22 protein-coding genes are annotated in these 23,422 nt (G+C 40.8%); 2 read left to right on the top strand and 20 right to left on the bottom strand.

All coding sequences use genetic code 11. From position 1 onward, the window contains the following. The 3 genes from WKV44_03540 to WKV44_03530 are packed head-to-tail and all read right to left on the bottom strand — an operon-like array spanning position 1 to position 3,110. A complete protein-coding gene (locus WKV44_03540) occupies positions 1 to 870 on the bottom strand; it encodes a carbohydrate ABC transporter permease (protein ID MEM5947611.1) in 870 nt (289 codons plus the stop codon). After that, the gene (locus WKV44_03535) at positions 867 to 1,769 is read right to left on the bottom strand and encodes a sugar ABC transporter permease (GenBank protein ID MEM5947610.1); all 903 of its coding nucleotides are present in this window, start codon (positions 1,767 to 1,769) and stop codon (positions 867 to 869) included. Before WKV44_03535 ends, WKV44_03540 begins: the two co-directional genes overlap by 4 nt. 60 nt (positions 1,770 to 1,829) lie before the next feature. After that, positions 1,830 to 3,110: an extracellular solute-binding protein gene (locus WKV44_03530; GenBank protein ID MEM5947609.1), complete on the bottom strand. Its 1,281-nt coding sequence runs from the start codon at positions 3,108 to 3,110 to the stop codon at positions 1,830 to 1,832. A 184-nt stretch (positions 3,111 to 3,294) separates the two neighbouring features. On the opposite strand from WKV44_03530, the gene WKV44_03525 reads away from it, so the two are divergent. Next, positions 3,295 to 4,443 (top strand): glycosyl hydrolase, encoded by a 1,149-nt coding sequence (locus tag WKV44_03525; GenBank protein MEM5947608.1) that lies wholly within the window; start codon positions 3,295 to 3,297, stop codon positions 4,441 to 4,443. 162 nt (positions 4,444 to 4,605) lie between these two features. Here WKV44_03525 and WKV44_03520 read toward each other — a convergent pair whose 3' ends face one another. The 17 genes from WKV44_03520 to WKV44_03440 all read right to left on the bottom strand — a co-directional run bounded on the left by WKV44_03520 (position 4,606) and on the right by WKV44_03440 (position 21,441). Continuing rightward, complete coding sequence (locus tag WKV44_03520) at positions 4,606 to 4,851, bottom strand: type B 50S ribosomal protein L31 (protein MEM5947607.1); 246 nt, start codon at positions 4,849 to 4,851, stop codon at positions 4,606 to 4,608. 18 nt (positions 4,852 to 4,869) lie between these two features. Beyond that, positions 4,870 to 6,666, bottom strand: coding sequence for a transcription termination factor Rho (rho, locus tag WKV44_03515; GenBank protein ID MEM5947606.1), 1,797 nt, complete (start codon positions 6,664 to 6,666; stop codon positions 4,870 to 4,872). A gap of 152 nt (positions 6,667 to 6,818) precedes the next feature. Beyond that, positions 6,819 to 8,084 carry a nicotinamide-nucleotide amidohydrolase family protein gene (locus WKV44_03510; protein MEM5947605.1) on the bottom strand — a complete coding sequence of 422 codons (1,266 nt, stop codon included), beginning with the start codon at positions 8,082 to 8,084 and terminating at the stop codon, positions 6,819 to 6,821. Positions 8,085 to 8,087: 3 nt separating this feature from the next. After that, a complete protein-coding gene (locus WKV44_03505) occupies positions 8,088 to 8,501 on the bottom strand; it encodes a polymer-forming cytoskeletal protein (GenBank protein MEM5947604.1) in 414 nt (137 codons plus the stop codon). A 16-nt stretch (positions 8,502 to 8,517) separates the two neighbouring features. Then, positions 8,518 to 8,739, bottom strand: coding sequence for a hypothetical protein (locus WKV44_03500; protein MEM5947603.1), 222 nt, complete (start codon positions 8,737 to 8,739; stop codon positions 8,518 to 8,520). Beyond that, positions 8,736 to 9,473: a response regulator gene (locus WKV44_03495; protein MEM5947602.1), complete on the bottom strand. Its 738-nt coding sequence runs from the start codon at positions 9,471 to 9,473 to the stop codon at positions 8,736 to 8,738. Before WKV44_03495 ends, WKV44_03500 begins: the two co-directional genes overlap by 4 nt. Positions 9,474 to 9,748: 275 nt before the next feature. Further along, positions 9,749 to 11,035: a PhoH family protein gene (locus WKV44_03490; GenBank protein ID MEM5947601.1), complete on the bottom strand. Its 1,287-nt coding sequence runs from the start codon at positions 11,033 to 11,035 to the stop codon at positions 9,749 to 9,751. 249 nt (positions 11,036 to 11,284) lie between these two features. Beyond that, positions 11,285 to 12,754 carry a decarboxylating NADP(+)-dependent phosphogluconate dehydrogenase gene (gnd, locus tag WKV44_03485; protein MEM5947600.1) on the bottom strand — a complete coding sequence of 490 codons (1,470 nt, stop codon included), beginning with the start codon at positions 12,752 to 12,754 and terminating at the stop codon, positions 11,285 to 11,287. A gap of 36 nt (positions 12,755 to 12,790) precedes the next feature. Further along, on the bottom strand, positions 12,791 to 14,065 hold the full coding sequence (locus WKV44_03480) for a lactate racemase domain-containing protein (GenBank protein MEM5947599.1): 1,275 nt from the start codon (positions 14,063 to 14,065) through the stop codon (positions 12,791 to 12,793). Next, positions 14,062 to 14,949, bottom strand: a complete 888-nt coding sequence (locus WKV44_03475) for an HAD hydrolase-like protein (protein ID MEM5947598.1) — start codon at positions 14,947 to 14,949, stop codon at positions 14,062 to 14,064. The genes WKV44_03480 and WKV44_03475 overlap by 4 nt, the downstream gene beginning before the upstream one ends. Positions 14,950 to 15,081: 132 nt before the next feature. Further along, positions 15,082 to 15,303, bottom strand: coding sequence for a hypothetical protein (locus WKV44_03470; protein ID MEM5947597.1), 222 nt, complete (start codon positions 15,301 to 15,303; stop codon positions 15,082 to 15,084). A 539-nt stretch (positions 15,304 to 15,842) separates the two neighbouring features. Beyond that, the gene (locus WKV44_03465; protein MEM5947596.1) at positions 15,843 to 16,952 is read right to left on the bottom strand and encodes a GntR family transcriptional regulator; all 1,110 of its coding nucleotides are present in this window, start codon (positions 16,950 to 16,952) and stop codon (positions 15,843 to 15,845) included. A gap of 97 nt (positions 16,953 to 17,049) precedes the next feature. Continuing rightward, positions 17,050 to 18,456, bottom strand: coding sequence for a glucuronate isomerase (gene uxaC, locus WKV44_03460; protein ID MEM5947595.1), 1,407 nt, complete (start codon positions 18,454 to 18,456; stop codon positions 17,050 to 17,052). Between the two features lie 14 nt (positions 18,457 to 18,470). After that, positions 18,471 to 19,289 (bottom strand): SDR family oxidoreductase, encoded by an 819-nt coding sequence (locus WKV44_03455; protein MEM5947594.1) that lies wholly within the window; start codon positions 19,287 to 19,289, stop codon positions 18,471 to 18,473. A gap of 291 nt (positions 19,290 to 19,580) precedes the next feature. Then, positions 19,581 to 19,967 carry a class II SORL domain-containing protein gene (locus WKV44_03450; protein MEM5947593.1) on the bottom strand — a complete coding sequence of 129 codons (387 nt, stop codon included), beginning with the start codon at positions 19,965 to 19,967 and terminating at the stop codon, positions 19,581 to 19,583. A 66-nt stretch (positions 19,968 to 20,033) separates the two neighbouring features. Then, the gene (locus WKV44_03445; GenBank protein ID MEM5947592.1) at positions 20,034 to 20,432 is read right to left on the bottom strand and encodes a hypothetical protein; all 399 of its coding nucleotides are present in this window, start codon (positions 20,430 to 20,432) and stop codon (positions 20,034 to 20,036) included. Beyond that, positions 20,422 to 21,441: an Ldh family oxidoreductase gene (locus tag WKV44_03440; GenBank protein ID MEM5947591.1), complete on the bottom strand. Its 1,020-nt coding sequence runs from the start codon at positions 21,439 to 21,441 to the stop codon at positions 20,422 to 20,424. Before WKV44_03440 ends, WKV44_03445 begins: the two co-directional genes overlap by 11 nt. Before the next feature lie 112 nt (positions 21,442 to 21,553). Here WKV44_03440 and WKV44_03435 point away from each other — a divergent pair, with 112 nt between their 5' ends. After that, positions 21,554 to 23,371, top strand: coding sequence for a cache domain-containing protein (locus WKV44_03435; protein MEM5947590.1), 1,818 nt, complete (start codon positions 21,554 to 21,556; stop codon positions 23,369 to 23,371). The last annotated feature ends 51 nt before the right edge of the window (positions 23,372 to 23,422 follow it).

The raw sequence follows: 23,422 nt of genomic DNA, 5'->3' as shown, positions 1-23,422 counted from the left end.
CTACTCCTTGAGTGCACCAAGGCTTATACCCTCTATGATAAATCTCTGAAAAATAACAAAGATTATTAAAATGGGTGTAAGAGAGAGAGCAATTGCAAGATACAGGACACCAAAATCTGTTTTATAAGTGCTTGTATTTAGCTGACCTATTATAACAGGAATAGGGAACTTCTCTGTTGAGAAAAGAAGAACAAGAGGCCCAAGATAGTTGTTCCAGTTTCCAACAAAGGCAAAGATAGCCATTGTAGCTATACCGGATTTTAAAAGAGGTAACCCTATTGTATGGAATATCCTAACCTCGCCCGCACCCTCTATTCTTGCCGCCTGTATCATCTCATAGTCTATAACAGAACCGGCATACTGCCTTAGAAAAAATACCGAGAACACATTAGCTCCAGCCGGCAAGATAAGTGCCCAATACGTATCAAGCAACTTATACACCTGAGCAAGCTGGAAATATCCTATAAGACCAAGCTGAACAGGAACCATAAGCACGGCAAGGATTATAGCAAACAATGCATTCTTACCTTTAAAGTTATAAAAAGCAAAGCCATATGCAGCAAGAGATGCCACATATAAACCAAGAACCGTACTGGTACTGGCTATAAAAGCACTGTTAAGCAAACCTCTAAAAACATTAACCTGTCCGGAACCAAGCTCCACAAGTTTCTTAAAATTCTTTAAGAGATAAGTTCCCGGTATAAAACTCAATCCATGGTTGATATCCGCACTGGCACGTGTTGAGTTAATAAACATAAGATAAAATGGTATTGCACATAGAATAGCCAACACAATAAGAACGGTATATACTACGACTCTCTGAATTATATAAGAGCGTTTATTATTATCTATTGCCATATCTACTGTCATTTTTTATTCTCCCCGCTTTTTCTCTCACGTGTAAGGAAAAAGTATATAAGCGATAATGCAACGATGAGGAAAAACAACATATAAGAAACTGCAGCCGCATATCCCATTCTATGGAACCTAAATCCCATATCATACAGATAAACAACCATAGTTGTAAGAGCAGTACCCGTTGCACCGCTTAACCCTGCACGCAATATATACGGAATATCAAAAATCTGCATTCCCCCTATAAGACTTGTTATAACAACGTATGTAACTATGGGAGCAAGCAGGGGCATTGTTATTTTCCAGAAGATCTGCCATGAACTTGCTCCATCCACATAGGCTGCCTCGTAATATGTACGAGGTATACCCTGTATACCTGTCGTGAGAATAATCGCAGTATATCCAAACCACAGCCAAGTTTGTATAATAGAGACTATAAACTGTGCTCTTGCAGGCTCCTTCCACCAGTTTATATATGCTTCTATATTATCGCCAAAGAGCATCTGGTTTAACGCACCGTGTTTCCAGTCAAGCATAACATTTACCAAAAGAGCAATAGATGCCGCTGTAACAAGGTTGGGGAAAAAGAACACTGCTCTAAAAAACCCCACGCCCTTAACCTTGAGTCTAACCTCCGTAAACAAAACAGAAACAAGAAATGCAAGTGCCAGCTGCATCAATATATTGGGAAGCCATATCTGCCAAGTACTTATAAAGGCTGTCCAAAATTTGGAATCCGTAATCAGCCCTGCATAGTGTTTAATTCCCACAGGCTTGAAGGTCAAAAGGCCGTCATACCTGTGAAAACTCAAAACAAGCGTATTTATAAGCGGATAGAAACTAAACAACACCAGAAAAAGAAAAAAGGGTAATATAAACAGATACCCCATCCTCTCCGTTCTTCTCTCTCTCACATCTTCCTCCCGGGATAATAAAAGAGCGACTGCCGCAGAAAGCAGCAGCCGCCATAAAACTTATTCTACTATAAGGTCAGGATAAGCATTCTTAACGTTATCCTTGATAGACTTGATAGCCTCTTCCTTGGTGAGGTTACCATCAATGTAGTCACCAACAGCCTGACCTATGAAGTTGAGAATCTCCTGGTCCTTACCAGTTACAAGAGAGCCGTCAACCTTGTCAGCGAGCTTTGCAAAGTACTCATAGTGGTTCTGCCCTGCGAGATAAGGATCAGAGAAAGTATCCTTTATCTTCATTACAACTGTTTTGTTGCTGATAAAGTCACCTGTCTCTTTTGCCCACCATGTCATGGTTTCTGGATCTAGAGTAAAGTGCTTGATAAACTCCCATGCAGGAGCCTTATTATTACTCTTTGTATAAATACCAAGCCAAGTACCACCCCAGAAGTAGAAGGAGGGAGGAGATGTCATACCCCAATCGCCTTTGGAATCAGGAGCATTGGGCTTAAGAACATAATGGAGGAACCATGTGCAGCCAAAGTAAGACATTATGTTGCTGTCCTTCTTCATGCCGTCAAACCATGCGGGGGACCACTGGCCTGCTTCTGCAGTAAGTTCTTCATCTCTGAGAGTCTTAACAAGGTCAAAGTAAGAAAGATACACATCGTCAAGAATAAACTTGCCATTCTCTATGAAAGCATGCTTTCTTGCAGCATAAGGTATCCACATGAGCTCGCCAATACCAGGAATGATCTTAACCTGGCCGCCGCTTTTCTCCTTAACCATGCGAGCGGTGTTGAGGAATGTATCCATATCCTTGAAGTACTTAGCTACTTCGTTAGGATCATCTGTCCCGAGGTACTTCTTGGCAAGGCTTCTTCTGTAGAATACAGCACCAGGTGTTGTCTGCCATGTAAGACCGCGAGCCTTACCGTCCTCATCGCGAGCAAGGTCGACAGCATACTTATACATGTCAGAAAGATCTGCATTATAAGGAGCATCAGAGAGATTGTCCCAGAATCCGCCATCAACAAGCTCTCTTACAAACTGAGCCTCACCTGTGAACACATCAGGAACATTGGTTCCAGCTGCAAGAACCTGACGGAGCTTAGTCATGTACTGCTCGTGAGGAACGATTGTGTACTCATACTCCACTCCGGAAGCCTCTTTAAAGTGATCAAGTGGCTTCTGGAGCTCATCTGTAAATGACCAGACCTGAAGCGGCTCACCACTTGATGTAAGAGTTGCGCCACTATCCTTGCCGCCCTGAGCAAAGACAACACCTGCAATAAGAAGAATCGCAAGTGCTGCAATAATTGTTTTGAAAGTAAGCTTCATCCTTACCTCCTCTAAGGGATTTTCAGGTTGTATACACAACCTGTTGTTTGTTTGTATAGACAGGTGCATTATAATATGCAAACAAAAAACGCGCAAGTTTTTTTTATATTTTTTATCTGCTTTTTAAAACTCCTTTTTTATATTATATTTTATCAATGTCTTCAAAATGAGAGGTGCTATTTATATGCTAAAACGACATGATAGATTTTTCCAGCTTTTTTTTATTTTTTCTGTTATTTTTTCTTGTTCATCGCTTTCTTCTTATGAAGCCTCAAAATTTCATCCCGGTCATGATAGAATATTATTGATAATAGGTCAGGATAACGACAGCATTGCAGGATATGTTAATGAGGGGTCGTTTCCAGAACCTGCTGGTGTGGTGTTCTATACTTCTCTTACTATGAGTTCAGCTCTAAGAGGGCTTTACAATGACGAGAATTACGGAGCAGGCAGACTCAATGCATCGGAACTTCTATCAAAATATCAAAACAGCGTTCTTGTCATTGGTCTCTATGTGGTAGGGGCTCTCGATGATATTGTTTCCGGCAAGCTTGATAGAAAACTGGATGAGCTTGGACGTTTTATAGAAGAAGCAGACAGGCCTGTTTTTTTGCGTTTTGGATATGAGTTTGAGGGGCCGTGGAATGCTTATGATTCTGCATCTTATGTACAAGCTTTTAGATATACTAGAAACAGACTTGCCAAGATAACGGATAATTTTGCAATGGTCTGGCAGGCTGCCGCTTCTCCTTGGGGAACTTATGAGAGATATTCTTCTTATTACAAGCTTCTTGAGGCTTATTATCCGGGAGATGCTTATGTGGATTGGTGCGGATTTTCCGTGTTTGCAGTAAACAGCAGGGCTTTTCCAGAGCTTGTGTCTCTTGATATTGCAGAGAGACAAAGAGAAGCCATTCTTGACTTTGCCAGGGCTCATGCTAAACCTGTGATGATTTGCGAAGCAACTCCTCAGGGCTATGATATAGAAGGGAAAACACGTTCTGCTATTGTTCCTGTTTATTATAAGGGAAGGCATTATAATCCGGGGGATGTCATAGAAAAAAAATCATCGGAAGATATATGGCAAGAATGGTTTGTCCCTTTTCTCAATTTTATTAAAAGGAACAGGGATATCATAAAGGCTGTTGTTTATATCAATGCAGACTGGAATAAGCAGCCTATGTGGGCGCATCCTTACAGAAACGGGTACTGGGGGGATTCTCGTATACAGGTGGATGAGTATATTGCATCCATGTGGCAAAATGAGATTGAGTCAGGGATGTGGGTAAATTCTGATAAAGGGCTTTTTGAGTATCTAGGTTATCAGAAATAAACTTTCTTCCATATATATTAGATATTCTATGTAAGTCTCTTGTGGATTTGGGAAACTTTTTTGCCAAAGGCAGCGTGATGATGCAAAGCGTCATCACGCGTTCGGTATAAAATAAAAAAAGGTCTGTCTGGGACAGACCTTCTAAAAAAGATACAATAAGAGCTATTCTTTGATATTGTACTTTTTTCTAAAGCGCTCAATACGACCGGCAGTGTCAACAAGCTTCTGTGTTCCCGTAAAAAAGGGATGGGAAGCACTGGAGATTTCCAACTCATAGAGTGGATACTCCTTGCCCTCATGCTTGATTGTTTCTTTTGTTTTAATGGTAGAATGAGCGATAAACACCGTACCCGTAGAAGTGTCTCTAAATGCAACAGGTCGATATTCCGGATGAATGCCTTGTTTCATAATATTACTCCGTCTTTCTTACATGCCATCTGTTGTGGCAAGTGGTGTATTCATGGATTTTAAGAATGCTTCATTATTCTTGGTTTTTACCATTTTGTCAATAATGAATTCTGTAGTATCTACGTCTTCAAGCGGACTTATGACGTTCCTGAGAAGAATCATTTTACTCATCTCCTCTGGAGTAAGCAACAGGTCCTCGCGTCTTGTGCCTGATTTTTTGATATTTATTGCAGGAAAGATACGTCTATCAGAGAGGCGTCTGTCAAGATGAACTTCCATGTTGCCTGTGCCTTTGAATTCCTCAAAGATAACCTCATCCATTCTGCTGCCTGTGTCTATAAGGGCTGTGGCTACAATGGTAAGGCTCCCTCCGTTTTCTATGTTACGGGCGGCACCAAAAAAACGCTTGGGTCTGTGAAGAGCGTTGGAGTCCACACCACCGGAGAGTATCTTTCCTGATGTAGGAACTGTCTGGTTATATGCTCTGGCAAGTCTGGTTATAGAGTCTAGGAGGATAACGACGTCATGGCCGTGTTCTACAAGGCGCTTGGATTTCTCAAGCACCATCTCCGCAACCTGTACGTGATTTTTTGCCTGCTCGTCAAAGGTAGAAGAAACTACTTCTGCCTCTACATTGCGCTGCATGTCCGTAACTTCTTCTGGTCGCTCGTCTATGAGCAGGACAATCAGATAAACTTCCGGATGATTTTCTGTTATGGCATTGGCAATCTGCTGCAGGAGTATTGTCTTACCTGTCCTAGGAGGAGAAACTATAAGGCCTCGCTGTCCCTTACCTATAGGACAGAAGAGGTTTATCATGCGCATAGATATGCTGGGATTTTTTGTTTCCAGTTCTAGTCTACAATCAGGATAAACAGGGGTAAGGTTTTCAAACGGTATGCGCTGCTGGGCAACAGAGGGGTCTGTAAAGTTCACACTCTCTACCCTCAGCATGGCAAAATAGCGCTCTCCTTCCTTGTTGGGTAGTCTTATCTGACCATATACAGTATCTCCTGTTTTTAGGTTAAAGAGTCTTATTTGAGAAGGAGACATATATATGTCGTCAGCTCCGTTGAGATAATTGTTTTGAGGAGAGCGTAAAAATCCGTAGCCATCTGGGAGAATCTCAAGAGAACCATAAGCATATATTGAGCCGTTACTTTTCATATAGCTCTTGAGAATCTCATAGACAAGCTCTTGTTTTCTATAAGAAACAAGTTCATCATGTTTTATACCTAAAAGCTCTGCAAGCCTGCGCAAATCTTTCATGTCCAGGAGAACAACCTCGTTGATGGTTATCCCTCCCGGAACCGTAGGCATAATCATCCTGTACGGTCTGTAAGGTTTTGCAAGCTTGTGTATCCACTCTGCAAGGCTGTTTATATCAACTTCCCCTTGCACAGAGGAAGGCTCGGAAACCTCTTCCCCTACAGTCTCCGATATATCGGATAAAAGGGTCTCCGCTATGGGTTTTTCTTTATCAGATTTGCTGCCATTGTTTTTTACAACAACAACTTGTTTTTTTCTGCTTCTTTTCTTTGTAACTTTTTCCGAATTATCCTCAGTCTTTTCTTCTTTTTTTCCATTCTCCAAAGCTGCGGTCGTCTCAGCACTATGGACATTAGATGTTTCATTGCTGGCATCGCCCTGGTCCTCGGATGTTTCATGTTGGATATCAGAATTAGAAGGAATAATAGTTTTACTCTCCGAGATGTTATCTTCTTCCTGGAGGCCGGTCTTGGATTCTTCAAGTTCCAAGGGCAGAGTGTTAGAATCCTCTGCAGAATTCTTTTTGTTTTTGCGCAATATGGCCATCAAAAAACTCCATATAATTGATATTCTACATACAAATTGGACAATATAAGCACACTGGCTTTATCATTACAGTTAATTTTCTAATATATTATAACTATAAAAAGGCAAAGTAATTATCAAAAGATAATCTCCAAAAGCAGGATAGCAATAAATCAGACCAATTTATTTTCAATATATTCTTTTACCCCTCCCATGTCAAGGTCCGGATACCTGATTATTGTATAAGCAAGTACAGCCGCAACAAGAGCTGCCCTATGCATTATTTTTTCTCTGCTGCCTCTGAGAGAAAGTTTTACCACAAGCTCTTCTGATTCTCTTCTGCCTACGGCAATATAAACAGTCCCTACAGGCTTCTCCTCACTTCCTCCAGAAGGTCCTGCAATCCCGGATATAGCTATTCCAACAGAAGCAGTGCTTATGGAAAAAAGCCCTTTAAGCATAGCAGAAACACATTGTGAAGAAACCGCTCCGTAAGAATAAAATATATCTTCACTCACTCCGAGGATTTTTCTCTTTGCTTCATTGCTGTATACCACAAAAGCCCCCCAAAGGGCAGAAGAAGCACCGGGGACAGAAGTAAGGCCATAAGAAAAAGCTCCTCCGGTACAGGACTCCGCGGCAGCAATAAGCAGACTCTGTTTTTTTAACTCATTGAGTAAAAGTTCGTATATATTAACATTTCCTTCCAAAATAAAATAGGACAAGAATTTTTTTCTAAGATAAACAACGGCATCTTCCACCGGTTTTTTTGAGGAAGCTGTGAGAATCAACAATACTCTTCCCGTCTGGGCTTGGGTAGCCCAACTAAGACCAGGGATTCCCAAGTCCAGCAGAGCATCCTCCAACCTGGACTCAGGAATAAGAAAACATGTATACATCTTTTCATGGGAGGGGTATATTCTGTCAGAAGTGAGGCCTCTGAGCATAGGAAGTACATGATTATTGTACATTGGAATAAGCTCTCCGGGGGGGCCCGGAAGTGCAAATACTATAGCATTCCCTATCCTGCCATATATACCAGGAGCCGTGCCGTTGGTGTTATCTATGGGAGTAAAGCCCTCTGGCAGCATGGCCTGCTTTTTATTGGACATACTGCTACCAAGGTGAGGATATCTCTCTGTCAGGGTATCCCACAAATCCGTTCTGAAGACAAGTTTCTTCCCGGATACAGCCGATAGGACATCCCTTGTATGGTCATCAGAGGTAGGTCCCAGCCCTCCGGATATAAAAATTATATCCGCAGATTTGCAGGATTCAGAAAGTTCCCGTATTATGACATCGGGTTTATCTGGTATTATGACTGCTTTTTCCGTTTCTATACCAATGGAGAAGAGAGAAGAAGAAATAAAAGAAACATGGCTATCTGAGATTCTTCCACGGGTTAACTCGGTCCCTACTATTATTATCGTTGCTTTCATATCTTAAAGACGCTTGAGATTATTGGACAGCTGCTCTACTGTGTAGGAAAAAATATCCACTTCTTCCGGCGAGCTTAACATCTGGCACTCCCCTTCAAAAACAGCATTGTCAGCTATGCTTATTCTTGATGTCCTTATGGAACCTTTCATCCTGCAAGTATCAAGCAGAAAAACCTGGTTATCCGCCAGTATATCCCCCTCAAGCTTTCCTGCAACTATCACGATATCTGCCTCTATATTCGCAGTGACCTCTGCCGACTCAGCTATTGCCACAATACTGGTGCTCTTTATAGTCCCCTTAAAAAAGCCTTCTATGGATATGGGCTCTTCTAGCTTTAATTTTCCTTTTACAGATACGTTTCTACCTATTTTATGGGGCGTATGCTCTATCCCCACATTTGCAAGAACAGTCTGCATGTATTAAGTTCTCCCGTTATTTTGTAGTCATAACAAAGACGCCATCCCAGTCATCAGGGGGTGGATTTTTTATATAATGAAGACATCTGGCATAATAAACCTTGGAAGGTCCGTCCTCAGGATCTATTGCAAGTGCTTTTGCAAATTCTTCTTTGGCTTTTTCAAACTCCATAAGTTTATAGAAGTTTCTGCCTTTTGCAAAATAATCAAGCACCTTCTGTTTTTCTTTGGAGATCATCTCTCCTCCTTAACAGCCTCCCGCTCTTTCCAGAGTTTGAAGTGCTTCTGATACTTGGCCTCAAGCTCATCCAAAGTAAGCTCTGCATTCTTAAGATTGCTATCCTGTCTGGAAAGCTCATCTATTTCTTCTTCCAGTCCTTCAAGGCTGGCAAGCATCATCCTGGATAATTCCTTTACCTCTGCAAGAAAGCCATTAACCTCGTTTTTATCTTCTATATTTATATTATCTATCTTTGAATCTATCTTTTCCAGTGGTTCTTTTATATGACTTGCAAAAAAGGAAAAAGATTTATTGAGAGACTCCAGTACCGCAAGACGTCTCTGCCTCTGTATTAGCTGTGCCGACATTTCCTGATGTTTTAGCACAGAATTTATTCTTGAAAGAACCTCGGAGAAATTAAAGGGCTTGGTTATATAGTCCTCAACTCCAAGCTCAAATCCCTCTATCTTATCGCGCACATCGTCCATCGCAGAAAACATTACGATAGGTATGTTAGAATATGCCGCATAATCAGGGTCTGTCTTGAGAATCCGTGTAACCTCCCATCCGGAGAGCTTGGGCATAATGTTGTCTAGAAGAACAAGATCCGGTATCGTTTCTTTAATCTTTTCTAGAGCTTCCTGACCGTCTTTTGCCTTCTCCACTCTAAAACCAAGTTTAGAAAGCATTATGTCAAAAAACTCGAGATTAATTTCTTCGTCATCTACAATAAGAATAACTTTACTCTCCATGGCCATGTTCCTTTTTGGATTTGTTTTTATTTTGTACCAGAAGTCATCAATTGTCAATCTATAAATATCTTACAATAGAAAGAAATACTTGTAAAATTTATTTTATACAGAACGCAGGGAGCGCATCACCCAACTAATAACAGACAAAAAGAACGCGCTCCCTGCTGCCTTTGGCAGATAAGAGACAAAAAGGATTGCGTTTTTTTCTACCAAAGGCAGCGGGAAAAGCTCAAGCTTTTCCCGCGTTCGGTTTAAAAATTCTGTTCTTAAAGACTTTACAGCAACTCCGCTGCAAGTTCTGCCAGTCTGCTCCTCTCCGATGTCCTGAGGAGCATATGGCCAAATAGATCCTGTCCTTTAAAGGCATCCACAAGATAAGTTAGTCCGTTGGAGTTGGAATCAAGATAAGGGCTGTCTATCTGATACGGGTCACCCGTCAAAACCATCTTGGTATCATCACCAGCACGACTGACTATGGTCTTAATCTCATGCGGGGAGAGGTTCTGTGCCTCGTCTATTATGATATACTGATGAGGCAGAGAACGCCCACGGATAAAAGAAACTGCCTCCATCTCTAGCAGATCAGAGTCTATAAGCTCATCAACGCTTTTTATGTGGCCACGGGTGTATACATTGATAAGGTAATCAAGATTGTCAAATATGGGCTGCATCCAGTGGGAGAGTTTTTCTTCTTTGTCTCCGGGTAAAAAACCTATATCCTTTCCCATGGGAACAACAGGCCTTGTTATAAGTAGTCGCTTATAGCGTTTTTCTTCCAGCACCTTTTTAAGTCCTGCGGCAACCGCCATGAGAGTCTTTCCGGTACCGGCTTTACCAATAAGGCTCACAAGTCCTATAGAATCATCCATAAGCAGATTGAGCGCCGCCTCCTGTTCTCTGTTTCTGGGCTTTACACCCCATATGCTTGATGGAAACGGAGGAAGCAGCTCTAAAACTGCTCTGTCCGCACGATATATGGAAAGAACCTCTCGTCCTGACTTGGATCCTCTTAGCAGGACACACTGGTTGGGATAATATCCGCCCTGAGCGGCAACCTCTGCGTCTTCCTCCAGTTTATCGATAAGCTCATCCTTTACATCCTGCTCACTATAACCCGAATACAAGGTTGCAATATCTACTTTCTGTTTTTCATAATCCACGGAGCGAACCCCAATCGCAGTAGCCTTAACCCGCGCATTGATATCCTTGGATACAAAAAAAACATCCCTGCCTTCCTGCTGCAGGTGATGAGCCGCAAGAATAATCTGATTATCAGGCTTATCAGCAATAAGCCCTTCTATCCTGCCAAAATGCCCCAAAAGGACACGCAGAATAATCCCATGCTCAATAGTAACCCCCTCGCTTAAGTTACCTTTTTTTCTCCGCTCATCCAGAAATCGTATTGCATGTCTTGCATTTCTACCGCGCTCATCGCTATAGCTCTTGAGCTTATCCAACTCCTCCAGCACCCAGATAGGAATCACAACCTCATTTTCTTTAAAACTGAGAATCGCATCCGGCCTGTGAATCAGAACATTGGTATCAAGCACAAATGTTTTCATATATCCTCCTTTTTTCAGCATAATACAAAGCCAGCCAAAAAACAAAACATAAAAAATACCGAACGGCAGAAGGCGTGCTTATGGGCAAACTGCAAAAGCTATTCGCCTTCTGCCTGCCTTCGGCAGAGTACGTGTTAATAATACAGAATCCTTACTATTATGCTTCTGCCGGAGGCAGCGCCATGATGCTGTGCATCAGGGCGCGTTCGGTATAAAAAAGGGCTTCTTACGAAGCCCAATCTGTAATCATCATGCATTGTATGTTCCGGAAGTGGCAGCTCCGCCTTCCCCTGTCCAATTGGTATGAAAGAACTGTCCTCGAGGCTTGTCTGTTCTCTCGTATGTGTGTGCGCCAAAGTAGTCACGTTGGGCCTGGATCATATTGGCCGGAAGTCTGGAAGACCTGTAAGCAAAAAAGAAAGAGAGTGCTGAGGACATGGCAGGCACAGGGATTCCATGAATGGATGCAAGGCTTATGACCCTACGCCAGGAAGACTCTGCTTTAAGCAAGGTGTTCTTAAAGAACGGTGCAAACAAAAGATTTTCCAGTCCAGGGTTATCGGAATATGCTTCACGTATTTTATCCAGAAAAACGCTTCTTATTATGCAACCTGCTCTCCATAGAGTAGCAATATTGGCAAAATCAAGGGACCAATTGTTTGAGATAGAGGCCTCACGCATCAGCATAAAACCCTGAGCATAAGAAATAATCTTTGATGCAAGAAGAGCTTCTCCCAAGTCCAAAACAATCTTAGCTTTTTCTTCCTTTGAACCGCTCCAAGGTATAACAGGTTCTCCGAAAAGCTCGGAAGCTCTTACTCTCTCTTCTTTGAATGCAGACAAAGCACGTGCAAAAACAGCTTCTACTATGAGAGTAACAGGAACACCATGCTCCAGAGCTTCTATGCCTGTCCACTTACCGGTTCCTTTTTGTCCTGCCGTATCAAGAATGTTCTCCAGAAGAGGAGTGCCATCAGAATCTTTATATCTTAGAATATCCCTTGTTATTTCTATCAAATAAGAATTGAGGCTCCCTCTATTCCATTGCTCAAATATGTCAGCCATTTCTTCGTGAGACAGACCCAGAAGAGACTTCATGATGTGATAGACCTCCGAGATAATCTGCATATCTCCATACTCTATGCCATTGTGAACCATTTTTACAAAATGCCCTGCTCCATCAGGACCAACCCAATCACAACAAGCTTTTCCATCCGGAGTTTTTGCAGCAATAGACTGAAAGATATCCTTGACAATAGGCCATGCCTTTGGATTGCCGCCAGGCATCATAGAAGGACCTTTACGCGCACCTTCTTCTCCACCTGATATTCCGGTACCTACAAACAGAATACCTTTTGCATCCAGTTCTTTTGTACGCCTTATGGAATCTTCAAAATAAGAATTTCCGCCATCTATTATCACGTCTCCCTCTTCCAGCAGAGGAAGAAGGCTATTTATAAAATCATCAACAACACTACCTGCTTTAACCATGAGAATGATTTTTCTGGGACGCGAAAGTAAAGAAACAAAGTCTTCCAAAGTATATGCTCCGTATACTGTCTCTCTACCTTTTGCAGGTCCAGCAATAAAATCTTCTGTTTTTTTTGTTGTTCTGTTAAAGACAGCTATCGAATAACCCTTATCATTTATGTTAAGTGCAAGATTTTGGCCCATAACCGCAAGACCAATCAACCCTATATCTGTATCTGCTTTTCTCATACAAAACTCCTTAAAAAATTTATGTCGCCAAACTTGTTACTCTTCTTCCCAAAATTTTTTGCGCCATGCCCAAAGCCCTACACCCGGATTGGGAATAAAATAATAACGTTCTCCATTTTTCTCCTTCCATCCGGCATTAAGATCTTCTGGCATATATAAATCAATGGCTTTATCAGAATCCATATAATTAAAACCTACGGATTCCACCTCTTCTTTACTCAGTCCTCCAGCAGCATATGTAACCGTAAACCGCCCTTCCGAAGAACCATGAATAAGATGAGCAGGAGCACTCAAATTTTCTCTGAGTTCGTTATCTTTTTCTACAGCAGCAAGAATATAAGGAGTACCCTTGTATCCATGCTTGCGGATTAACCTATCTATAGTAGCATCCTCACCAAACTCCTTTACGCCAGGAGCAAGAACTATAAGTTCTCCTCTATCTGCAATTGCCATTCTTGTTCTATAAATTGACTTATTCCCAAGCCAGGTACTTCGGTATTCGTGAGGATCAAGATAAACAACAACCTTATCTACAGGTTGATCAAGATAAGTGATATTAACTTGCTGAGAAAGAGAAGCTGCTTTCTCAAAACAAGCATCATCGTCACCTATATACAATCCTCTAACAACAAGTCTGCCAGAGTCATCGGGAGACAGAACAGTGAGGACATATAAGATGGGAATCTCTCTGCAAAAATGAGAAGCAGCATATCCCATAACCTTACGGACAGGAGTATGGATTCTGCCCATCATACGTTCCATCCCATATACAGCACCCAAATAATGACTTTTGTTTATTCCTTCGGAACCACCGGTTCCTACAAAGATATTCTTAGTATAATTTGCAAGCCCTATTACCTCATGTGGAACAACCTGACCTATAGAAAGAATCAAATCATGATTTTCCAGCAGATGATAATTTACCTGTGCTGGCCATGAGAAGCTAACCTTACCCTCGGAAACCTCTCTCACATACTCAGCAGGAACTTCACCTAGCGTCACTACATCTGTTCTCCAGTTGTGATCAATAAACAAATCAAGAGGTATATCGGGATACATTTTTCTTTTTTCTTCATAAGTCATAGGAACATGGGTACCCAAGGCCGGTAAAACACCTTTGCAAGCATCGCCAAGATAGTGATAAGCCATGCAAGAAAGCTCACCAGCCTTGGAATGCAGCCTTGTAATATCTGGAGGAACAATCAAAGCACTATTTACTTTACCAAAACGTTCCAGAGCAATATAAAGTCCTTCTTTGAGGTCATCATCGGAGAGCGATAATTGCTCTCCACCTCTTTCAAAATAAATCATACTTCCTCCCAGGGAGGCACAGAAGGTAATGACTTATTGAATCTCTCTATCAAGCTTTCCTGATATTCCCCAGCATATTTTTCTTCAAAGAAACGCATAAGTCCCTCCTCATATAACTCTTTCCATGAATTTTCTTCTTGTCCTGGGATAATGGGAAAGAACATAACATTGTTGGCTTTTGCTGACTCCAAATCACCTGGTGCATCCCCAATCATAAGCATATGGGTAGGTTTATATCCCTGTTTTGCGGCCACAGCAATCTGTTCTGCCTTATTACCAACCTCTTGTCCGGCTATGGCCTTCATATAGCCAATTATTCCCTGCTCTTCCCACTCATGCTTAAGAGTATCAAAAGGTGTCTGGCTTACAACAAGAGTGTCTGCATATTGGGTCATAAGTTTCATGGATTCTTTTACATAAGGGAAAGGAGGAACACCTCCTTTTACCATTCTGGCAACTGCAGTGTTGACATCCTTTGACCATTCATAAACTCTCTTGAGTTCCTGATCAGGATTTTGTGTTATTTCTGTTTTAAGAGTGTTCATCCCCAATTTTGTTTCGCGCTTAACCCAACCCCTGAGAGATGCAAGATAAGGAAGCGAAGGAGAACGTTTTTGCACATCAGGATGAGTAGAAAGAAAATCAATAGCCTTTACAAGAGCAAGAAAACGATTAAGTCCACGATTTTTTGAATACAGATTTACAAAATCCCAAACTTGTCTGGCATATCTGGAAACAGTCTGTAAAGAAAAATGATAAATAAATTCCGGACAGAAACATTCTTTATGTTTGAGTTCCATACTATCAAAAACACATCCGTCAGAATCTATACCTATAAAAAAATCTTTTTCTTTTTTTAAAGAAGATATATCATATGCTGCCATAAAAAATCCTTTTAAAACAAATTATTAACAATAGTAACACAATTGATAACAGCTCCCGGCTATTAGCCTATAGCACTTAAGCCAGGAGCAATAAAAATTTCTGGTGAGGATTATTATGTCCTCTGCACCATATTAAGTATTAGCCGCTTTAATAGGCTGGGGCATAGAAGAATACACAATGGTCACATCAGAAGAGTCAGGGAAGGTTCTTATTAGAGCAATATTTCCTGTGTACTTCTTCTCTCCCAGAAAAATATCTCTATCTTTCTTCTCGCCCAAACTCAAATAGACAACTTCTCCGTCATAAAAAGTGATTAGCAGCCCGTCATCCTGTCTTACAAAATCCCTTATCAATTTTGATAGGGCGTCAGGATATTCCTTACATTAACCCAACCCAAGGGCTTTCTACAAACCCTCTAAAAGGACTGTACCTTTTAAAGGCAATAATAATACCCCCCATAGGGAGATACCTAAAGACAATGAAGTAAACAATTACTGGTACCAACATTAGCCACAGGGCCTTTTGGTCTATCAACCGGTACCCTTTACCAATCTTTTTCACCGTTGCCTCCATGTTTGTATGATATATATTATATCATACAATTTCATATTGTCAAATTCTTTTTTCTAATTGTATGGTATTTTTATTAACATTAGCTTCATCAATAACCAATCTAAAGAAGGTTTAATACCAATACAACGGATAAAACAGATAGAATTAACTTGCGAGAACAAAATAGACAAAAGTAGCTATTATTAAATCATGCTTTGATTTATATAGTCAGATATAAGCAATCAGAGAAACCAGCAGGATCAATAAAAATAATGGAACACAGCAAGGACTGTTCCCAAACAGGAACAGTCCTCATCAGTATTGAGAAACAAACACAATATTATAAAGCTCTCACAACAACAGACCGTCTAAAAACCACGCTCGTAGGAAACAACTCCTCTATATAGCAGTTCCCATTTTCTCTAATTAAAACATCAAGAACCTCTATCGCCTTAAGGACAAGACCTCCTCTATCAACTCTTATAGTAGTAAGAGGAGGTACTGCAGAGCTGGAAGCCATGATATCATCAAAACCTACTACAGAAAAATTTTCTGGGATACTCATCCCGCACATATGAGCAAGAGAATAGATTCCTAAAGCAGAAATATCGTTATACCCTACACCTGCAGAAAAGCCATCTCCTATTTTTTTCTTAAAAGACTCAACATAGTCAGGGTCTCCGGGATGATACTTAAAAATATCAAAATGAACGCCTTCGCCCCATCCTTCTAAAGTTTTCCTTACTATAGAGAGTCTCTCTTTAAAAACCTCGTTTTCTTCGAATTCAGAAGAAAGAAGATACAAAAGCCTTTTATGTCCCATACTAACCAGATAATTGACCAACTGCTCAAGAGGCTTGTTATCTATTAATACAGACCCCAATCTTCCTTTATTTTTATATTTATCAGGAATCCTTCTATTTATTAAAACAGTAGGAATATTATTTTCCACCAGAAAACTTATATAAGAATCAGGCAAAGACCCCTGCACTATAAACCCCTCAGCACTCCTGGCCTTCTCACGAAAATCCTCCGGAATTTTAGAAGCCCCTTCTTCATAGATGAAAAATCCTCCTGGCACATCCCGCTGATTCATCTCCAGTAGATAAGAAAGATATATATCCTTTGCGTGGTAAGAGGACACTTCGTTTAAATTGGAAAACAGCCTGCTTCTATTCTTATCAACAAGCATCCAGATACCATGATTTTTTGACAACAGAGAAGGTCTTGTAACAAAAGAACCTATCCCCTGTCTGGGTTGCAGATACCCCATACTTGCCAAGTAAGCTGTTGCTTTATTGACAGTCTGAGGATTTACTCCATACAACAAGGAGAGTTCCCTTATAGTGGGGATTTTGTCTCCTTCTTTATACTTTCCCGTTAGAATTTCACCCTTTAGTTTTTCTGCAATCTCTATGTACTTCTTATCCAAAGGTTCATAATTTTTCATATCAATAAAATCCATATAATCCGTTCATTTGTCAAGCATTGTATCATACAATCAGATACAAATCAAATCATATTTGATTATCTCTTATTTATACATTCTACATAGGTATATCAAAGTAAAAACATGCATTTTTATAAGAAACCTTTTTAACAATCAACTCAAGAATATCCCTATCATATGGATATTCCCCTGACTCCACCCATTTTCCTATGAGATTACAAAAAACACGCCTAAAGTACTCGTGCCTCGGGAAAGACATAAAACTTCTAGAATCCGTAAGCATGCCAACAAAAGAAGAAAGAACTCCCAGATTGGCAAGAGCTTTTAACTGAGATTCTATCCCATCACGCTGATCGTTAAACCACCATGCAGAACCAAACTGAATTTTACCTGGAATACTTCCATCCTGGAAATTACCTATCATTGTTCCTAATACATAATTATCTCTGGGATTTAGTACATACAATATGGTACGAGGCAATTTCGATTCTCTGTCCAAAGTATCTAGAAATCTGGCAAGCGATTCTGCAATGGATAAATCCCCTATGGAATCACATCCAACATCAGGACCAAAAGACTCAAACAGCCTGGTATTATTGTTTCTGAGAGCTCCTATATGTATCTGCATGGCCCAGTTTCTTTCGTGATATAGTTTTCCCAGAAAAAGAAGAGTATGAGTATAAAGTCCTTTCTGTAATTCCAAAGAAATATCCTTACCGCTTCTCAAAATAGAAAAAGCCTTTTTGAGCTCGGCTTCCGGCAGGATATTATACACGGGAGCAAGCATGGCATGATCGGAAATTCTGCATCCCGATTCATGAAAAAAATCCACACGCTTTTTTAAAGCTTCAAGATAATCCCAAAAATCTACTATATCAATACCTGACACCTCAGAAAGCTCATCGATATAAACATTCCATGCGGCAGGCTGATAATAATTTAGCGCAGAATCCGGTCTGAATGTTGGCAACACCTTTACTGGAAAGCCTTCCCTTGCTAGTTCTCTATGAGGAGAAAGACTACTTACAGGATCATCGGTTGTGCAGATGAGAGTCACATTCATTCTCTTAAGCAAACTCCTGACAGAAAACTCTCTACTTTGCAACATTTCTGTAGCTCTATTATAAACTTTCTCTGCAGTAGAAGAAGACAAGACTTCTTCTATACCAAAATATCGCCTCAGCTCAAGATGTGTCCAATGGTACAAAGGATTACCTATCAGCATGGGAACAATATCAGCCCATGCAAAAAACTTTTCCCTAAAAGAAGCCTTGCCCGTAACATACTCCTCGGGAATACCGGCAGAACGCATTGCCCGCCACTTATAATGGTCACAAGAAAGCCATACCTCTCCAAGATCATTAAAAATCCTGTCAGCCTGTATATCCTCCGGCGAGAGGTGAGTATGATAGTCATAAATTGGCATATTAGCAGCAACTTCATGATACAACTCTTGTGCTACCTTGTTTTCCAACAAAAAATCATTATCAAGAAAAGATTTCATAAAAAACTCCATAATCAAATATTATCAACAAGGAATCCGCCATCCACAGGAATGGTCACTCCTGTAATAAATCCAGAAGCCTTGCGGCTGGAAAGAAAGACAACAGCTCCATACAAATCCTCCTCTCTGCCAAAGCGGCCAAAAGGGGTACGGCTTATAATCTGCTTACCTCTATCAGAAAGCACACCGTTATCATAATCATCATATAACAGGTCCTTATTTTGAGCTCCCACAAAAAAGCCGGGAGCAATAGCATTAACCCTTATATTATGGGCTGCTAACTCCCGAGCAAGCCCAAGAGTAAGATTTACCACCGCTGCCTTTGCTGCAGCATAAGCATAAACACCGGACAGAGGCTTATAAGATGCCATTGATGCTATATTTACGATACTACCGCTTATCCCCTTTTCTACCCATTTTCTGGCAAACAATTGAGTAGGGACAACCAGACCACTCATAAGATTTACCCTAAACACATCCTCAAACCAGGAAACATCCATATCAAGAAAATCGGCCTTCCCCTTATTGCCACCAACTCCGTTTATAAGAACGGTAGGAGTTCCCAGCGTTTTTTCCACATCACAAAAAGCCTCTTCCACAGCTTTGACATCACCCGTATCAACAGAATGACCAATAACAATACAATTACCAGCCAGTTTTTCTCTGACTAATTCTACAGAATCTTCCACCGGTACGGTCCTGCCTCTTCCCCATATCGCAACCTTTGCACCACAGCCAGCAAGAGCCACTGCAAAAGCTCGGCCTATCATCCCCGTACCACCGGTTATGACCACAACTTCATTAGAAAGATCCCATATAATCTGAATTCCCATACACATCCTCCTATAATATATCATACATATTATACCATACAATTCAAATTGTCAAATACTTATTCGTTGGTTTAACGTTTTTTTAACCGAACGGCAGAAGGCGCTTTGCATATGGCAAACCACAAAAGCTGCTCGCCTTCTGCCTGCTTTAGGCAAAGAACATGCTCATAACACAGAATCTTGCCTGTTTTGCTTCTGGCAGAGGCAGCACCATGACGCTGTGTGTCATGGTGCGTTCGGTATAAAAAAAAGCCCCCATAAGGGGGCTTTACTTACTGCAAGGTCTTGCGGTCAGAAAGTGACTTCTACGCTGCTCTCCCACAAGCCGTGGATATTGCAATAGCTTTCTGCAACAATAGTTCCCGGTTCGTCCAGCTTTACCTTAAAGATAGCCTCCGGCTCTGTAAGCGCAGGCCCCTGTGCATCTCCTGCAGCAGCACCGTGAGCATTAAACTCGGCAAGTCCAAGGTCAACGGGGAAGTTGGAGTCCTGGCCTTTAAAGTAGAGCTTTATCCACTGTATAAAGTGACCGGGTGTATTGGGGTGGGCAATTTCTTTTCCCACGGTAACGGTTACGATAAAAGGCTCACCCTTCTTGATGTCAGAGGGGAGTTCTATCACAGGTACATGTTTTTCCTTTTTAAAGTCATCGCTTTTTATCCAGTTACCCAATGCCATAATAAACTCCTTTGATATAGTTTACATAAATGATAAGAAATTATTGACAAAAAAGCAAGAAAAATTTCACTCCGCTTTTATTTTCCATTCGTGTCTTACGCATCTGCAGAAGCCATGGTATATGGCACAGACTCCTCCGCCCATGGCGAAGATGCCCCAAAACAAGGGGAATGTTATTATGTCCAGAATACTCACCTCGCCGGTTTCCATAACACGCTTTTGTATATAAGGAGCAAGATATATTCCCGCTGTAAAGAGAAAAGCCCCGGCAACAATAATAAGATGGCCCATAAGTACAGTAGCACGTCTGTCATCCCATAGCGCGCTTATAATAAGGCCGACTGCAATAAGAAGCTTAACAGAAGCCCAGAGCACTAGGCCAACTACAAAATGATAGATGGAATAGACAAGGAGCCCTAACGCTATCAGCAAAGTAACCCAAGATATTTTTTTCCTAAACTTCATCTATAAGCCCTCTCATATATTTTGCAAGCTTCTCAGGAAGCTTTATGCCACTCTTTAAAGATTCTTTATAGTTTTTTTCCGCAAGGTCTCCGGCTATAAGTATTTTTTCTGTTCCTTCTGCAGGTGGTTCTGATCTGAGAGTAGCTATAAGCTCATCAGCCATGGCCATAACAGCTTCCTTGGATCTGAAGATCCCCGGGTCCATCACCAACAGCCATACAGAAAGGTCTCTAAGCTTATCCATGTCCCCATACATTTTTACAAGATTGGGACCGTAGCTTCCACCTATAAGCACACCTGTAAGAAACTCCACCATGAGCATTATCCCATAGCCCTTATATCCCCCAAATGGAAGCAGATATTTTGCCCTCTCTGGGTCATCTACGGATTTACCGCTTTCATCCACAGCCCAGCCGTGAGGAATGCGCTCGCCACGCTCTCGGGCAAAGAGTATGGTACCCAAGGATGTCTCGCTTGTTGCCATATCAAGCAAAAAACGCTCTTTTTTTCCCGGAAAACAGAATGTAACAGGATTGGTTCCCAAGAAAGGCCTTTTTCCGCCATACGGGACAACAGCGGGATCCGTGTTGGCAAAGATAAGGGAAATTAATCCTTTATCTGCAAGCAAGGAAGCATAGTAGCCTATTGCACCCGCATGACTTGAGTTCTTTATGCCCCCCAGAACAAAGCCTTTTTCTTTTGCTTTGTCTGCAAGGTAAGAAGAAAATCTCTTAAGAGCCACATGCCCCATTCCACCTTTTGCATCCATAAGAAAGGCTGATTCTGATATACTGCATACTGGAAAATCGGAGTCCAAATTGATTCCACCGGATTTTATCCTCTTGACATAATGAGGTACGCGTATAACTCCATGCGAGTTTATGCCTCTTGCATCAGCATATACGAGTACTTGTGCAACATCCTGCGCCTGTTCTTTATCAAGTCCAACAGAAACAAGCCTTGACACAGAAAGTTCTGTAAGCTCATCTACTGCAAAAATATTATTCATCCGTAAAAATATCGGCACATCAGAATAGAAAAAAAGCATCTTGTATGTTCTAGAACAAAAATATTGGTATAAATTCAAAATACAGGGTATACTGGCCATAGGAGGGATACAATTGGCACCGCTTAAGCTTCTTATAATACGTTCCAGCATAACAAGAAAGATGCTGCTACCAATAGCAGGATTTTTGATTCTATTCTTTATAATAGGTCTTATTGTAATAGATCTTACAACAGAAAGAGCAGGAAGAGAATACCTGCAACAATTGGAGCAGCTTGTATCTAGTAGCATAAAAGCAGAGCTAGAAGACATGCTCACAACAACACAAAATATCGCATATATCAACTCAGCATATGTAGAAGAGAATATCGATGAACCAAAAGTGTTTTACAATGAGATTATAGAGCTGTTTAAAAAGGAACTTGATATCAACAGGAACATATCCATAATAGCGGTCGGGCTTAAAAACGGCTTCTATGTAGAAGCCCAGAGGTTGCAGGATAACAGCATAAGATGTGCAATAAGAGAAAAAGGAGATGACAAAGATCTTGTATTCTTCAGATACAACATGGGAATAAGAGAAAATACAGGAGAAATAGTAGAAAACTACGATCCCAGGACCAGACCATGGTATAAAGCAGTAAAGAACAGCATAAGCCCCAGATGGTCTCAGCCCTACACACTAGCATCATCTGGAACCCCTGCAATTGCAATCTCAATGCCAATAAAAGAGGGAGAAGGTGTTACAACCGTTACTCTGGAGCTTAGTTTTATAAGCTTTGTAGTAAAAAACGCAATCAACAATCACAACACAGAGCTGCTTCTTACGGATAAAGATAACAGGATACTCGCATCTTCTATCCCTCTTCCTAAAAATATCATGTTAAAAAGAGCAGAGGAGCTTTCTCAATATGAATATGTTCCACCACGAGCCATTCTTTTTACCGATGCCATATCTCTCACGGAAGAAAAGCAAAAACAGATAAATGATAAGATACTCTCTATGTCTAATCTTACGGCAAACAACCTGTATCTCAAGTTATATTTTATAACAGACCGCAATAGCCTACTCTCTCCATTTATAATAATAAAGAACTCCAGTATAGGTAATCTCGTAGGCTTTCTTATAACATCTTTTATTCTCATGATAATCACAGAAAGAAAAATAAAATCCCGTTTTAAAAAACTTACAGAATACACCAGCATAACAGGCATTGGAGAATCAATACCTCAGGGGCTGGTTGAGATGACAGCTGATCCTGATGAGATAGGACAGCTTGCAAGGGCTCTGCTGGCTTTTAGAAGAACGATATCGGAACAACAGGAGAGAATACTCTTTGATTTGGAAGAAAAGAGCAGAATGATAAGAGAAATAGACCACAGGGTAAAAAACAATATACAGATGATGAGCAGTATAATGGCACTTGAGGCGGAGAGCTACGAGAAAGAGACAAAAGATGTGATACTTTTTATAAGAAAATTGATTCTTACAATGGGTATTGTGCATGATATAGCATACGAGCAACCAAGACTCTCCAGCATAGAGCTGTCAGGTTATTTTGCCAGTGTTATACATTTGTTTGAGGACAGGCTAAATCCCAATGATAAAGGTATAGAATATAAAAGTAATGTAAATATCAATATGGATATGCCTATGCTGATACCACATGGCATAATACTTGCGTATTTTCTTGGAAAGATAAAGAAAGATACTACCAATTCTTCTCAAATATACATAACACTCAATCAGTTGGAGGAATCCTTTTCCCTGGATATAAGATGTACTAACATAAGAAAAGACAACAATCTTGACAGCATTCTGGACTCCGCGTTGATAACCGGAGTTCTGTCTCAGCTTTCTGCAAAACTAGAAGAACATACGATAAATAACTCGGAAGTTTATCTTAAAATACGCTTCAGACAGCATAAATAAAGTGCTTTTATAAGCTAAACTAACGGAGTTGACATTACAATAATGCTGTCT

This window comes from Spirochaetia bacterium 38H-sp (assembly GCA_039023545.1).
Classification (GTDB): domain Bacteria; phylum Spirochaetota; class Spirochaetia; order Winmispirales; family Winmispiraceae; genus Rarispira; species Rarispira pelagica.
This window is presented reverse-complemented; position numbering and strand designations above follow the sequence as displayed.

Coding starts and splice junctions, on each gene's coding strand:
- WKV44_03540 (MEM5947611.1), bottom strand. CDS start 870: ATGACAGTAGATATGGCAATAGATAATAATAAACGCTCTTATATAATT.
- WKV44_03530 (MEM5947609.1), bottom strand. CDS start 3,110: ATGAAGCTTACTTTCAAAACAATTATTGCAGCACTTGCGATTCTTCTT.
- WKV44_03525 (MEM5947608.1), top strand. CDS start 3,295: ATGCTAAAACGACATGATAGATTTTTCCAGCTTTTTTTTATTTTTTCT.
- WKV44_03520 (MEM5947607.1), bottom strand. CDS start 4,851: ATGAAACAAGGCATTCATCCGGAATATCGACCTGTTGCATTTAGAGAC.
- rho (MEM5947606.1), bottom strand. CDS start 6,666: ATGGCCATATTGCGCAAAAACAAAAAGAATTCTGCAGAGGATTCTAAC.
- WKV44_03510 (MEM5947605.1), bottom strand. CDS start 8,084: ATGAAAGCAACGATAATAATAGTAGGGACCGAGTTAACCCGTGGAAGA.
- WKV44_03505 (MEM5947604.1), bottom strand. CDS start 8,501: ATGCAGACTGTTCTTGCAAATGTGGGGATAGAGCATACGCCCCATAAA.
- WKV44_03500 (MEM5947603.1), bottom strand. CDS start 8,739: ATGATCTCCAAAGAAAAACAGAAGGTGCTTGATTATTTTGCAAAAGGC.
- WKV44_03495 (MEM5947602.1), bottom strand. CDS start 9,473: ATGGAGAGTAAAGTTATTCTTATTGTAGATGACGAAGAAATTAATCTC.
- WKV44_03490 (MEM5947601.1), bottom strand. CDS start 11,035: ATGAAAACATTTGTGCTTGATACCAATGTTCTGATTCACAGGCCGGAT.
- gnd (MEM5947600.1), bottom strand. CDS start 12,754: ATGAGAAAAGCAGATACAGATATAGGGTTGATTGGTCTTGCGGTTATG.
- WKV44_03480 (MEM5947599.1), bottom strand. CDS start 14,065: ATGATTTATTTTGAAAGAGGTGGAGAGCAATTATCGCTCTCCGATGAT.
- WKV44_03475 (MEM5947598.1), bottom strand. CDS start 14,949: ATGGCAGCATATGATATATCTTCTTTAAAAAAAGAAAAAGATTTTTTT.
- WKV44_03465 (MEM5947596.1), bottom strand. CDS start 16,952: ATGAAAAATTATGAACCTTTGGATAAGAAGTACATAGAGATTGCAGAA.
- uxaC (MEM5947595.1), bottom strand. CDS start 18,456: ATGAAATCTTTTCTTGATAATGATTTTTTGTTGGAAAACAAGGTAGCA.
- WKV44_03455 (MEM5947594.1), bottom strand. CDS start 19,289: ATGGGAATTCAGATTATATGGGATCTTTCTAATGAAGTTGTGGTCATA.
- WKV44_03450 (MEM5947593.1), bottom strand. CDS start 19,967: ATGGCATTGGGTAACTGGATAAAAAGCGATGACTTTAAAAAGGAAAAA.
- WKV44_03445 (MEM5947592.1), bottom strand. CDS start 20,432: ATGAAGTTTAGGAAAAAAATATCTTGGGTTACTTTGCTGATAGCGTTA.
- WKV44_03440 (MEM5947591.1), bottom strand. CDS start 21,441: ATGAATAATATTTTTGCAGTAGATGAGCTTACAGAACTTTCTGTGTCA.